General features: G+C 64.9%; 13 protein-coding genes. 6 read left to right on the plus strand and 7 right to left on the minus strand.

Features of this window, described 5'->3' with window-relative positions:
- Positions 1-8: 8 nt before the first annotated feature.
- The gene (gene eno / locus Q0D31_RS00640) at positions 9-1,292 is read right to left on the minus strand and encodes a phosphopyruvate hydratase (protein ID WP_291842241.1); all 1,284 of its coding nucleotides are present in this window, start codon (positions 1,290-1,292) and stop codon (positions 9-11) included.
- A gap of 133 nt (positions 1,293-1,425) precedes the next feature.
- Between eno and queF the strand changes: the two genes are divergently transcribed.
- A complete protein-coding gene (queF, locus tag Q0D31_RS00645; RefSeq protein WP_291842243.1) occupies positions 1,426-1,923 on the plus strand; it encodes a preQ(1) synthase in 498 nt (165 codons plus the stop codon).
- Between the two features lie 2 nt (positions 1,924-1,925).
- Here queF and Q0D31_RS00650 read toward each other — a convergent pair whose 3' ends face one another.
- The 5 genes from Q0D31_RS00650 to secG form a co-directional block, all read right to left on the minus strand.
- Positions 1,926-3,107, minus strand: coding sequence for an MFS transporter (locus tag Q0D31_RS00650; protein WP_291846622.1), 1,182 nt, complete (start codon positions 3,105-3,107; stop codon positions 1,926-1,928).
- A 31-nt stretch (positions 3,108-3,138) separates the two neighbouring features.
- Positions 3,139-3,993, minus strand: coding sequence for a 3-deoxy-8-phosphooctulonate synthase (gene kdsA, locus Q0D31_RS00655; protein ID WP_291842245.1), 855 nt, complete (start codon positions 3,991-3,993; stop codon positions 3,139-3,141).
- Positions 3,994-4,086: 93 nt separating this feature from the next.
- Positions 4,087-4,413, minus strand: coding sequence for an NIPSNAP family protein (locus Q0D31_RS00660; protein WP_291842248.1), 327 nt, complete (start codon positions 4,411-4,413; stop codon positions 4,087-4,089).
- Positions 4,414-4,561: 148 nt separating this feature from the next.
- The gene (locus tag Q0D31_RS00665) at positions 4,562-6,193 is read right to left on the minus strand and encodes a CTP synthase (RefSeq protein ID WP_291842250.1); all 1,632 of its coding nucleotides are present in this window, start codon (positions 6,191-6,193) and stop codon (positions 4,562-4,564) included.
- Between the two features lie 165 nt (positions 6,194-6,358).
- On the minus strand, positions 6,359-6,751 hold the full coding sequence (gene secG, locus Q0D31_RS00670) for a preprotein translocase subunit SecG (RefSeq protein ID WP_291842252.1): 393 nt from the start codon (positions 6,749-6,751) through the stop codon (positions 6,359-6,361).
- Between the two features lie 227 nt (positions 6,752-6,978).
- Between secG and Q0D31_RS00675 the strand changes: the two genes are divergently transcribed.
- Genes Q0D31_RS00675 through Q0D31_RS00685 form a run of 3 tightly spaced genes read left to right on the plus strand, consistent with a single transcriptional unit; the run spans position 6,979 to position 8,471 of the window.
- Complete coding sequence (locus Q0D31_RS00675; protein WP_291842254.1) at positions 6,979-7,545, plus strand: XRE family transcriptional regulator; 567 nt, start codon at positions 6,979-6,981, stop codon at positions 7,543-7,545.
- 6 nt (positions 7,546-7,551) lie between these two features.
- The gene (locus tag Q0D31_RS00680) at positions 7,552-7,896 is read left to right on the plus strand and encodes a hypothetical protein (protein ID WP_291842256.1); all 345 of its coding nucleotides are present in this window, start codon (positions 7,552-7,554) and stop codon (positions 7,894-7,896) included.
- Positions 7,897-7,937: 41 nt separating this feature from the next.
- Positions 7,938-8,471 (plus strand): GNAT family N-acetyltransferase, encoded by a 534-nt coding sequence (locus Q0D31_RS00685; protein WP_291842259.1) that lies wholly within the window; start codon positions 7,938-7,940, stop codon positions 8,469-8,471.
- Between the two features lie 5 nt (positions 8,472-8,476).
- Here the strand turns inward: Q0D31_RS00685 and tpiA are convergent, their stop codons facing one another.
- Positions 8,477-9,229: a triose-phosphate isomerase gene (tpiA, locus tag Q0D31_RS00690; RefSeq protein WP_291842261.1), complete on the minus strand. Its 753-nt coding sequence runs from the start codon at positions 9,227-9,229 to the stop codon at positions 8,477-8,479.
- A gap of 246 nt (positions 9,230-9,475) precedes the next feature.
- Between tpiA and Q0D31_RS00695 the strand changes: the two genes are divergently transcribed.
- Together Q0D31_RS00695 and trpD are read left to right on the plus strand one after the other, a co-directional pair.
- Positions 9,476-11,377, plus strand: coding sequence for a peptidylprolyl isomerase (locus Q0D31_RS00695; RefSeq protein WP_291842263.1), 1,902 nt, complete (start codon positions 9,476-9,478; stop codon positions 11,375-11,377).
- Positions 11,378-11,454: 77 nt separating this feature from the next.
- Positions 11,455-12,468 carry an anthranilate phosphoribosyltransferase gene (trpD, locus tag Q0D31_RS00700; RefSeq protein ID WP_291842265.1) on the plus strand — a complete coding sequence of 338 codons (1,014 nt, stop codon included), beginning with the start codon at positions 11,455-11,457 and terminating at the stop codon, positions 12,466-12,468.

Consider the following 12,468-nt stretch of genomic DNA (forward strand, 5'->3'; position numbering starts at 1 on the left):
CCGGAACGTCACGCCAACGCCTTGAACACGTCCTTGCCGGCGTATTTCGCCTGCGTGCCGAGTTGCTGTTCGATGCGCAGAAGCTGGTTGTACTTGGCGGTGCGGTCGGAGCGCGCCAGCGATCCGGTTTTGATCTGGCCGCAATTGGTGGCGACCGCGAGATCGGCGATGGTGGAGTCCTCGGTCTCGCCGGAACGGTGCGACATCACCGAAGTATAGCCGGCCTTGTGCGCCATCTCCACGGCGGCGAGCGTCTCGGTCAGCGTGCCTATCTGGTTGACCTTGATCAGGATCGAGTTGGCGCGGCCGTTCCTGATGCCGTCGGCAAGGCGCGTGACGTTGGTGACGAACAGGTCGTCGCCGACCAGCTGGCACTTGCCGCCGATCAGGTCGGTCAGTTCCTTCCAGCCCGCCATGTCATCCTCGGACATGCCGTCCTCGATCGAGACGATCGGATAGCGCGCGACCAGATCGGCGAGGTATTTCGCCTGCTCGGAGCGCGAGCGAGTCTTGTTCTCGCCGCCATAGACGTAAGCGCCGTCCTTGAAGAACTCGGTCGCCGCGCAATCGAGCCCGAGCATGACGTCATGGCCCGCCTTGTAGCCGGCCTTTCCAATTGCGCTGACCACGAAATCGAGGGCGGCATCCGCCGACGGCAGGTTCGGCGCGAAACCGCCCTCGTCGCCGACATTGGTGTTGTGGCCGGCCTTCTTCAACTCGCCCCGCAACGTGTGGAATATCTCCGAGCCGCAGCGCAGCGCTTCGGCGAAGCTCGAAGCCCCAACCGGCAGGATCATGAACTCCTGGAAGTCGATCGGGTTATCGGCATGCGCGCCGCCATTGATGATGTTCATCATCGGCACCGGCAGCGTTCGCGCCGAGGTGCCGCCGACATAGCGATAAAGAGGCATGTCGAAGGATTCAGCCGCCGCCCTGGCGCAGGCGAGCGAGACGCCGAGGATGGCGTTGGCGCCGAGCCGGCTCTTGTTCGGCGTGCCGTCGAGATCGATCATGATCTGGTCGATCTGGACCTGCTCCTCGACGGACTGGTCGCTCAGTGCCTCAAAGATTTCGCCGTTGACGGCATCGACCGCCTTTTTCACGCCCTTGCCGAGATAGCGCTTCTTGTCGCCGTCCCGAAGCTCGACCGCCTCATGGGCGCCGGTGGAGGCGCCCGAGGGCACCGCCGCGCGGCCGATCGAGCCGTCCTCCAGCACCACGTCGACCTCAACGGTGGGATTGCCGCGGCTGTCGAGAATCTCGCGGCCGATGATGTCGACGATGGCGGTCATGGGGGCCTCATGGGGAATTGTCGGGGATCGGAGGGTTGGCCGCTTCTACAGCAACGCTTTGAAGCGGAAAAGGCCGGCGCGCGGCGTGACGTTGATGCAGCAATTGGCTAATACCGCGGAAACGGAGACCTTTATGCCTGAGAAACCCCGCAAGCTACCCCGATCGGCCGGGTCCGCCTTGAAGTCATCCGGCCTGCAGCTTGGCCAAGCCGTGGAATGGCCCGATCGCCCCGACCAGGCAAAACTCGACCGGGTGCCCAACCCGCAGAGCGATACCGATTACGTGGTTCGGTTCACCGCGCCGGAATTTACCTCGCTTTGTCCCGTCACCGGCCAGCCGGACTTCGCGCATCTGGTGATCGACTACGTCCCCGGCCGGTGGCTGCTGGAATCGAAATCCCTCAAGCTTTTTGTCGCGAGTTTTCGCAACCACGGCGCCTTCCACGAGGATTGCACGGTGATGATCGGCAAGCGGATCGCAACCGAGATCAAGCCGAAATTCTTGCGCATCGGCGGCTACTGGTATCCGCGCGGCGGCATCCCGATCGACGTGTTCTGGCAGACCGGCAGGTTGCCGAAGGGCATGTGGGTGCCCGAGCAGGGCGTCGCGCCCTATCGTGGACGGGGCTAACGCTACCCCGCCCTCGCCGCCTCGTCCGCCGGCCGCGTCTGACGCAGCAGCCTGGCGCAGACGAATCCCAGCACGACCATCACGGCAGCCGCCGTCAGCAGGGTCGGGACCTTGCCGGCATGCTGGATGCCAAAGCCGTAGGCGATCGGGCCGACGGTCTGGCCCATGAAGAAAAAGAACGAATGCAGCGACAGCGCGGTGGCGCGCGCTTCCGCCGACAATTCGCTGGCGAACACCTGCAGGCAGCCGTGCATCATATAGAAACCCCAGCCCATGAAGATCAGGCTGAGGGTTTGCAGTTTCCATCCGGGTCCCATCGCGACCGCGACAAGTTGCAGGCCGACCAGCGCGGCGCCCGCGATCATCATACCGTTGACGCCGATTCGGGGGAGAAAGCGCGACACAGTCATGGTGTAGATCAGCCCGCCGACCGCGAAGCCGGCAATGACAATGCCGGCGATCGACAGCGATTTTTCGCCGAGGTCGAACAGGAAGGCAGCGACGAAGGGAAACAATCCGAGCACGCAGCAGCCTTCAATGAATACCGCAGCGTAGCAGATGCGGGCATTCGGGTTGCTGAAGATCGTGCGGTAACCCTGCCGGAGGCCTGACAGGGTGGTCCGTGGCGGGCGCTTCAGCGCCGCGCCGCGAAACCCGAACGCCACCGCGACCGAGGCCAGCACGACGATCACGCCGAGCACCGCGAGCACGCCGCGCCAGCCGAGAAGATCGCCGATCAGCCCGGAGGCCGACGCGCCCAGCAGATTTCCGGTCATGGCGCCGGCCAGCGTGCGGCCGATCGCGATCTGGCGCTTCTCGGGACCGATCAGGTCGCTGGTCAGCCCGAGCGCGATCGGAAACACGCCGCCCGAGCCGATGCCGGCGAGAATGCGGCTGACGAACAACATCTCGAATGAGGTCGCCAGCGCGCCGAGGATATTTGCAAGGCCGAGCAGCACCAGGCAGGCGACCATCAGGCGGGCCTTGCCGAACACGTCGGCGAAGGCGCCGAGCACCGGCTGGACGATGGCGAAGGTGAAGGCGAAGACGGCGGCGAAGCCGGCGGCGGTGGCGATGCTGACAGAAAAATCAGTAGCCACGTGCGGCAGCACCGGATCGAGCGCGCGGGCCGACAGGCTTGCGGAAAAGGTCGCCAGCGCAATGATGTTGAGCGCCGGCGGCATGCGGCTGGATGCGGTCACCGCGAGGGCCGGCTCATGGCCGTGTTCCGCGCTTGGACAGCGCGTCGAACTCCATCAGCATCTTCACCAATGCTTCGAACTCGCGCAGCGGCACCATGTTGGGTCCGTCCGACGGCGCGCGATCGGGATCGGGGTGGGTCTCGATGAACATGCCGGCCACGCCAACCGCAACCGCCGCCCGCGCCAGCACCGACACGAATTCGCGCTCCCCGCCCGACGAGTCACCCTTCCCGCCCGGCTGCTGCACCGAATGGGTGGCGTCGAAGATGACGGGGGCGCCGGTCGTGCGCGCCAGGATCGGCAATGCTCGCATGTCGGACACCAGCATGTTGTAGCCGAACGACGCGCCGCGCTCGGTTACCAGAACGTTCGGATTGCCTTTTGCGGTGATCTTGGCGACGACGTTGGCCATGTCCCAGGGCGCAAGAAACTGGCCCTTCTTGACGTTGACGACCTTGCCGGTCGCGGCCGCGGCGACCAGCAGATCCGTTTGCCGGCACAGGAAGGCCGGAATCTGCAGCACGTCCACCGCCTGCGCGACCTCGGCGCATTGCGCGGGTTCATGCACGTCGGTCAACACCGGCAATCCGAGCGAGGCACGAATCTCGGCGAAAATCGGCAGCGCCTGCGTTAGTCCGATGCCGCGCGCGGCCGAGGCCGAGGTGCGGTTGGCCTTGTCGAACGAGGTCTTGTAGACGAGGCCGATCCCGAGCCGGCCGGCGATCTCCTTCAGCGCGGCAGCCACTTCGAGCGCATGCGCGCGACTCTCAAGCTGGCAGGGACCGGCGATGATCGACATCGGCAGGTGATTGCCGAACCTGACCGAACCGACCGAGACCACCGGCGCTGCGTCGAGCTTCGCGTTCAAGGGATTTTCCTTCGTGCCTGGTGCGGACCATGCCGGTCCGCACCACCAGGATCAACCCTATTCAGACCCTGAATAACAGGGTTGCGCCGCCGGTTACTTCACCGAAGAGAACGCGGTGGGCACCAATAGCTGGCTGACGATGTTGTCGATGATCTGGCCGTCCTCCTCGCTCCTGGCGCGGCCGGCGATCCAGTCGGGATCGCTCTGAAACGCGGCCCACTTCTTTTCGCGATCGGCGAGCGAGTCCCACGCCACGAAATAGGTCAGCTCCTGATTGGAGGTGCCGATCAGCGTGGTAAAGAAGCCGGCCTGCTTGATGCCGTGCTTGTCCCACAATTTCAGCGTCAGCGTATCGAACCGCTTCATCAGCGCCGGAAGCCGCCCCGGCAGACAGCGATAGACGCGCATTTCCATGATCATTGGTGGCACTCCTTTGATTATTGTTCTTGCAGCTTCGCGGGAGCCCTTTGTCGCAACAATTGGCGCGCTCGTCAAAGGTTTGACTTAGGACGCCCTCACTCATGAGCAGCGCAGTGGCGTATCGAAGGCGGGCCGCGGGAGGTGTGCCCTACACCAGCCGCGACTGCACCACGGCGGCCTGAATGAACGAGGCAAACAACGGATGCGGCTCGAACGGGCGCGACTTGAGTTCGGGGTGGAATTGCACACCGATGAACCAGGGATGATCCTGGTATTCGACGATCTCCGGCAGCACGCCGTCGGGCGACAGCCCAGAGAAACGCAAGCCGTGCTGCTCAAGCCGGTCCTTGTACGCCGTGTTGACCTCGTAGCGGTGGCGGTGGCGTTCGGATATCTCGGTAGCGCCGCCATAAATTTCCGACACCCGGCTGCCGCGCTTGAGCGCCGCCGGATACGCGCCAAGCCGCATGGTGCCGCCGAGGTCGCCGGACTTCGACCGCTTCTCCAGTTCATTGCCGCGCAGCCATTCGGTCATCAGACCAACCAGCGGTTCGCTGGTCGGGCCAAACTCGGTTGAATTGGCCTGTTTGATGCCGACGAGATTGCGCGCGGCCTCGATCACCGCCATCTGCATCCCGAAGCAGATGCCGAAATACGGCACGTCGCGAACCCGCGCGAACTGCGCCGCGCGGATCTTGCCCTCGGCGCCGCGCTGGCCGAAGCCGCCGGGCACCAGAATGCCATTGACGTGTTCGAGGAACGGCGCCGGGTCCTCGTTCTCGAACACTTCGCTTTCGATCCAGTCGAGATTGACCTTCACCTTGTTGGCGATGCCGCCATGCGACAGCGCCTCGATCAGCGATTTGTAGGCGTCCTTCATGCCGGTGTACTTGCCGACGATGGCAATGGTCACCGCGCCTTCGGGGTTGCGCACGCGCTCGTTTATGACGTGCCAGCTCTGCAGCGCCGGGGGAATCTTCGGCACGATGCCGAACGCGGCCAGCACCTCGTCGTCGAGGCCGGCGGCGTGATAGGCCTCGGGCACGGCGTAGATGTTGTCGACGTCCCTCGCCTCGATCACGGCGCTTTCGCGGACGTTGCAGAACAGGCCGAGCTTGCGCCGCTCTTCCTTCGGAATCGGCCGGTCGGTGCGGCAGAGCAGGATGTCCGGCTGGATACCGATCGAACGCAGCTCCTTGACCGAATGCTGGGTCGGTTTGGTCTTGAGTTCGCCGGCGCTCGGGATGAACGGCAGCAGCGTCAAATGGATGTAGACCGCGTGATCGCGCGGCAGTTCGTTCTTGAGCTGGCGGATCGCCTCGAAGAACGGCAGTCCCTCGATGTCGCCAACGGTGCCGCCGATCTCGACCAGCACGAAATCATATTCATCGTTGCCGGCAAGCACGAATTCTTTGATCGCGTTGGTGACGTGCGGAACCACCTGGATGGTCGCGCCGAGATAGTCGCCGCGCCGCTCCTTGGTGATGATGTCCTGATAGATGCGCCCGGTGGTGATGTTGTCGGCCTTGGTGGCCGGTCGCCCGGTGAAGCGCTCGTAATGGCCGAGATCAAGATCGGTCTCGGCGCCGTCGTCGGTCACGAATACTTCACCGTGCTGATACGGCGACATCGTTCCGGGATCGAGGTTGAGATAGGGGTCGAGCTTGCGGAGCCGGACCTTGTAGCCGCGGGCCTGCAGCAGGGCGCCGAGCGCCGCCGAAGCCAGACCCTTGCCGAGCGAAGAAACCACGCCGCCGGTGATGAAGATGTACCGCGCCATGGGATTCAACCTTTAAGGCCACTGGCTCGATTCGCCAAACGAATCGGATCCGCGGGCGGACATTCTGGCGGGCTGTGGGTGACGGAAGATCTGAAGCGATATCAGAGTATTGACAGAAGGTCCTGATGCAGGTCGGGAACTTCCGCCCTGCATGGCCGCCCTGCTTTATTGCGAACGCGGCGCCTGCGGAGCCGACGGCGCAGGCTGGCCCTGCTGCTCGTCCACTTTCTTCAGCGTGTCCAGAACGCCGCCGCCAGAGGTCGGCGGCGTGATCGGCGTCGCGGCGCCGGGCTGGGACTGCGTGGCCGGCGCGGTGCCAAGGATCGATGCCGGCTTGCGATCGGCGCCGGCCATCCAGGCCAAGGTCATGCTGGTCACGAAGAACAGCCCCGCCAGAATGGCGGTCGTCCGCGTCAACAGGTTGGCGGTGCCGCGGCTCGACATGAAGCCGGCGCCACCGCCCATGCCGAGGCCGCCGCCTTCGGATTTCTGCAGCAGCACCGCGCCGATCAGCACGGCGACGATCATGAGGTGAACGATGATGATGACGGTCTGCATCTCAAAACCTTCCGCCACAAGCCGAGGGCGCCGGACTTCGGCTGCACCATTGAGCTTACGGGTTTTCCTGAAGTTGCGCGGTGTTACACGATCGGACCGGGCATTGTCACCCCCAACCGCTGACCGGGAGATAATTGCCGCAGGGCCGGCAGCAAGGCCGTCCTCCCGCTTTCGTCCACGTCCGAATCCGGACTTGAGCCTGCGTAAATTTCTCCTATACTGGACGAATGGATACTCTAGTAGACGATCTCAGCGCCCGGCTCGCCCGGCGCCTGCGTCTCGAGCGCGACAGCCGCGGCTGGTCACTGGCTGATCTCGCCGAGCGCTCCGGGGTTTCCAAGGCCACCATCAGCAAGATCGAGCGCGCGGAGGTCAGCCCGACCGCAGTCGTGTTGGTTCGGCTCGCCAGCGCCTTCGACCTCACCCTCGCCGGCCTGATGCTGCGAGCCGAAGGCCAGGGCGAGCGTCTTTCGCGGGCTGCCGACCAGCCGGTGTGGCGCGATCCCGAAACCGGTTATCTGCGCCGCCAGGTCTTCAGCCGGCCCGACCATCCCATCGAGATCATCAAGGTCGAGATGCCGGCCAAGCGGCGCGTGACGCTACCCGCCTCGTCCTACGCACGCATCCGCCAGGCGCTGTGGGTGTTGTCGGGCGCGCTCGTGCTGATCGAGGGCAGCGAGCGCCACGAACTCCGTTCCGGCGACTGCCTCGGATTCGGTCCGCCGGCGGAAGTGACATTTGCCAACGAGAGCGCCGCGCCTTGCACCTACATCGTCGCCCTTGCCCGGAGCTAGCTGGCGATGTCGGAGAGCGAAGTCAGGTGTTCTCCGACCGACACGGCAAGTTCCGCTTCCAGGGGCCACAATGGCGGTCCGCCGCTCCACGAAGAGCACACGCCTGAATGGGGCAACGACGGGATTGGAAATTACTTCTACTGGAAGGCGGCGCATCGCACCGCCTGGAAAAACCCTTCGCCCGGCATCGTCGCGTTTCGCATCCGGAAAGCCGACCGGCTGGGTCTCACCTACGAAGAATACACGCTGGAAATTCTCGAACGCGGCCGTCACCTGCAGATCGAGGATGTTGAACGGATTGCAGCGATCAAGCAGGCGCGCGCCACCCGTGCAGCCAGGAATCGAACCTGAACCCGCGAAACCGCTCTTCATTCACCCGGATTCGATAATTCATGCCTGACATCCAGATCAAGACACTGAATTCCTCGCCTGAGACCTGCGCGATGCTCAGTGAGATGTTGGTCGAAACCGTTGCGAATGGCGGTTCGGTCAGCTTCATGCACCCGCTTCCATTGCAGACAGCCGATGCATTCTGGCGTAGCTCGCTTGCTTCGGCCGACCGAGGCGATCGGATCGTTCTCGGCGCCTTTGACGGCGAGCGTCTGGTCGCGACCGTGACCCTGTTGCTCGATCTGCCGCCGAACCAGCCGCACCGCGCCGAGATCGCAAAGATGATGACCCGCCTCAGTCACCGCCGGCGCGGCATCGCTACCGCGCTGTTGCACGCGGCCGAGCGAATGGCGATTGCGCGCGGGCGCTGGCTATTGGTACTCGACACCGCCGAGGAAGAAGGCGCGGCCGGCTTCTACGAACGGCTGGGCTTTACGCTGACCGGCCTCATCCCGGACTACGCGCTCAAGCCGCATGGCGGTCTGACGGGGACACTGATCTATTGGAAGCGGCTGCGGGAAGCCGTGCCAGCTTGATCGAGTTAGCACGCCGCCGCGATCGCCAGGAAATCGGCCGCCTTCAGGCTGGCGCCGCCGACCAAGGCCCCGTTGACATTGGCGACGGCCATCAACTCCGCGGCGTTCGAAGGCTTGACCGAACCGCCATAGAGGATGCGCATCTTGCCGCCTTCGGCCTTGAACCGCTCGGTCAGAACACCCCGGATAAAGCGGTGAACCTGCTCGACATCCCCGGCAGTCGGCGTCAGCCCGGTGCCGATCGCCCAGACCGGCTCATAGGCCACCACCAGGTTAGCCGCCGTCGCGCCCTCCGGGAGCGATCCCTTGAGCTGTCCGCCGCAGACATCGAGCGTCTGGCCGGCGTCGCGCTGCGTCTGTGTTTCACCGATACAGACGATCGCGGTCAGGCCGGCGCGCCAGGCCGCTTCGGCCTTCTGCCGGACCAACGCATCGGTTTCGCCGTGGTCGGCGCGGCGCTCGGAATGGCCGACAATGATGGCGGTAGCGCCCGCGTCCGCCAGCATTTCCGCCGCGAGGTCGCCAGTATGGGCGCCCGAAGCCTTGGCGTGGCAGTCTTGGGCGCCGACGGCGAGTCTTGAGCCGCGCGCCCTGTCGGCAAAACCGGCGATCAGGGTGGCCGGCGGGCAGACCAGCAAATCGGCGTTGGCCGTCAATCCCGCCGCGCCGGCGATCATCACCTCGAATTCCGCCATGGCGGATTTCAGGCCGTTCATCTTCCAGTTCCCGGCGATCAGCGGCCGAATGGCGTCGGTCATGTCGTTTGTCCCGCAAATGTCAGAAATAGTGGCTCGGAGATGCGCTAGCAGAGGCAGGCGGCCACTTCCAGAGGACTCCCGGCGTCGGTTAACCACCCCAAATGGGCGGCCCCAGGTTGCGAGGGGGCGGCCGCCACTTTATGATGCGTTATCAACTTGGTGACGCCCTGTTGCGGATTCGATCCGAACCGGATCGGGTTTTCGTTGGGCACACCGGTTCCCCTCCTGCAAAAACAAGTTGGACCCATGCTTCGAGGAATTCGGAAAGCCTCATCAAACTGGCTCGGCAAGATTGTGATGGGCGTGGTGATGGGCGTCCTGATCATCAGTTTCGCGGTGTGGGGCATCGCCGACATCTTCAAGGGGTTCGGCCAGTCGTCGCTGGCGAAGGTCGGCCGGACCGAGATTTCGACGGAACAATTCCGCCAGATCTACACCGAGAAGCTGCAGCAGCTCGGCCGCAGCTTCGGCCGTCCCCTGACCATGGAACAGGCCCGCGCCTTCGGGCTTGATCGGCAGGTGCTGCAGCAGACCATCGCCGAGGCGGCGCTGGACGAGGAAGCCCGCCGCATGGGGCTTGCTCAGTCCCAGGACGAAATCCTGCGGACCATCTACAACGACCCTAACTTCAAGGGATTGGGCGGCAACTTCGACCCCGCGCGCTTCCAGGCCACCATCCGGCAATACGGCTACACCGAACAGCGCTATATCGCCGAGCAGCGGCGGGTCGGACTGCGGCGCCAGATCGCCGGCACCGTTTCGGCGGGCGTGGAACCACCGAAGGTGCTGATCGAAGCGCTGGCGCGGTTCCAGAACGAGCAGCGCTCGATCGACTACATCAAGCTCGACGCCGCCCAGGCCGGCACTATCGATCCGCCCTCGCCCGAGGCGCTCGCCGCCTATTTCGAGGATCGCAAGACCCAGTTTCGCGCGCCCGAATATCGCAAGATTTCGTTCGTCGTGATCAGCCCGGAAGAAATCGGCAAATGGACCGAGGTTTCCGACGAGGACGCGAAAAAGGCGTTCGAGCAGCACGCCAACCAGCTCGGCACGCCGGAGAAACGCGAAGTCTCGCAGATCGTGTTTCCCAACGCCGGCGAAGCGCAGGCCGCGCGCAGCCGCATCGCGTCGGGGATGTCATTCGAGGAGCTGGCCAAGGAGCGCAATCTCAATCCAGCGGACGTCGATCTCGGCCTGATGGCGAAATCCGCGATCATCGAGCCTGCGATCGCGGACGCTGCGTTCGCGCTGCCGGCAGGCGAAGTAAGCCAGCCGGTGCAGGGCCGGTTCGGCGTTGCGCTGGTCAAGATCGGCAAGATCGAGCCGGGCGTGACGCCCACCTTTGAAAATCTGGCGCCACAGCTCAAGAAGGAGATCGCAACCGAGCGCGCCCGCATCAAGGTCACCGAAATCCAGAACAAGATGGAAGACGAGCGCGGCGGCGGCGCCAACGTGGTCGAGGCTGCGCCGAAGCTTGGACTCACGCCGGTCACCATCGACGCCGTCGATCGCTCCGGCCGCCTCCCCAATGGCCAGCCCGTAGCCAATATTCCACGCGGCCTTGACGTCGTCTCCCAGGCCTTCACCAGCGATGTCGGCGTCGACAACGACCCGATCCAGTTTGCCGGCGGCTATGTGTATTACGACGTGCTGGGCATTACACCCTCGCGCGAACGCACGCTCGAGGAAGTCCGCGGCCAGGTCGAGGCGAAATGGCGCGAAGACCAGATATCGAGCAGGCTGCGTACGCAGGCGACCGATATGACGCAGAAGCTCGAGCAAGGCGGCGCGCTCGCCGCGGAAGCAGCGTCGGTCGGATCGACGGTGGCGACCGCCACCGGATTGCGCCGCGACGCCTCGCCGCCAGGTCTGCCATCCGCCGTGGTCACCGCCGCGTTCCGAACCCCCAAGGACGCCGTGGGACAAGCGCCCGGCGCCGGTGGCAGCGAGTGGATCGTGTTCCGCGTCACCGACGTCGTCGTACCGCCGATCGATGCCGCCTCGGAGGATATGAAGAAACTCAAGGAGACGCTGCAGCGCGGGATGACCGACGAGCAGGTCGCGCAGTACGTGACCAGGATCGAAGCCGAGATCGGCACCACCATCAATCAGGCTGCCTTCGCGCAGGTGACGGGCGCCAACAAATGAGCAGGACCGGGCGCAACCAGGCTGCCCCTGGCCCGTCGGTCATGCTGCGAGAAAATACACGACCCTGAAGGCATGCGATGGACAATCTCAAATCTATCATCGGGAAAGTCGCCACCGGCGCCACGCTGTCGCGTGACGAGGCGGCGTCCGCCTTCGACGCCATGATGTCCGGCGAGGCCACGCCCTCGCAGATGGGCGGGCTGCTGATGGCGTTGCGGGTGCGCGGCGAAACCGTCGACGAGATCACCGGCGCGGTGTCGGCGATGCGCAGCAAGATGCTGCGGGTCAAGGCGCCCGCGAATGCCGTGGACGTGGTCGGCACCGGCGGCGACGGCTCCGGTTCGGTGAACGTGTCGACCTGCGCCGCCTTCATCGTCGCCGGCGCCGGCGTGCCCGTCGCCAAGCACGGCAACCGCGCGCTGTCCTCGCGGTCGGGCTCCGCGGATGTGCTGGCCGCGCTCGGCGTCAAGATCGATCTCAGCCCGGAGCGGGTCGGCCGCTGCGTGGCGGAAGCCGGCATCGGCTTCATGTTCGCGCCGGCGCATCACCCGGCAATGAAGAACGTCGGCCCGACGCGGGTCGAACTCGCCACCCGCACCATCTTCAACCTGCTCGGACCGCTCTCCAACCCGGCCGGGGTCAAGCGGCAGCTGGTCGGGGTGTTTTCCCGGCAATGGGTGCAGCCCCTGGCGCAGGTGTTGAAGAACCTCGGCTCCGAATCTGTCTGGGTCGTGCATGGCTCCGACGGCCTCGATGAGATCACCCTCACCGGCCCGACCTTTGTCGCGAGCCTCGACAACGGCGATATCCGCACGTTCGAGGTGACGCCGGAAGATGCGGGCCTTTCCCGCGTCGCTGGCGAGGCGCTCAAGGGCGGCGACGGTGACGCCAACGCGGTCGCACTGCTCGGCGTGCTCAATGGCAAGCCCGGCGCCTATCGCGATGTCGCGCTGCTGAACGCCGCTGCGGCGCTGATCGTGGCCGGCCGGGCGAAGGACCTGAAGGACGGCGCGCTGCTCGCCGCCAAATCGCTCGACAGCGGCGCCGCGGCGGCGCGGCTGAAACATCTGATCGCGATCTCCAACAGCTAA

Origin of the sequence: Bradyrhizobium sp., assembly GCF_022844465.1 — a bacterium.
Lineage (GTDB): Bacteria > Pseudomonadota > Alphaproteobacteria > Rhizobiales > Xanthobacteraceae > Bradyrhizobium.